The sequence below is a fragment of the Collimonas sp. GW821-FHT02H07 genome (genome assembly GCF_059421505.1).
Genome location: NZ_JBWKVC010000054.1, coordinates 1 through 648, shown reverse-complemented (window position 1 = coordinate 648; position 648 = coordinate 1). Strand labels below are relative to the sequence as shown.

The 648-nt window shown below is 61.7% G+C and carries 1 protein-coding gene; it reads left to right on the top strand.

Annotated features, from left to right (window positions below; genetic code table 11):
• Positions 1–648, top strand: a 648-nt coding sequence (locus tag AC07V8_RS25785; protein WP_494681216.1) for a hypothetical protein, incomplete at both ends; no start/stop codon positions are given.

Genomic DNA, 648 nt, shown 5'->3' with positions numbered 1-648 from the left:
CGAGGTCACGTTGCTGTTGGCGGTGCTCAGGCCGGTCGAGGTGGAAGTCGACAGCGATGTAATGCTGCTGTTAGTTGTGCTCAAACCGGTGGAAGTCGAGGCCGATAGCGATGTCACACTGCTGTTGGTCGTACTCAGGCCGGTCGAGGTGGAAGTCGACAGCGATGCCACGCTGCTGTTGGTTGTGCTCAAACCGGTCGAAGTCGAGGTCGACAGCGAGGTCACGCTGCTGGCGCTGGTGCTGAGGCCCGTCGACAGCGAGGCGACGGTGCTGTTGGTCGTGCTCAGGCCGGTCGAAGTCGAGGTCGACAGCGAACTCACGTTGCTGTTGGTCGTGCTCAGGCCAGTCGAGGCCGAAGTCGACAGCGATGTCACGCTGCTGTTGGTCGTGCTCAGGCCGGTCGAAGCCGAGGTCGACAGCGACGTCACGTTGCTGTTGGTTGTGCTCAAGCCAGTCGAGGCCGAAGTCGACAGCGAGGCGACGCTGCTGTTGGTGGTGCTCAGGCCGGTCGATGAAGAAGTCGACAGCGAAGTGACGTTGCTATTGGTCGTGCTCAAGCCTGTCGAGGTCGAGGTCGACAGCGAAGTGACGCTGCTGTTGGTCGTGCTCAGGCTGCTCGACAACGAGGCCACGTTGCTGCTGGCGGT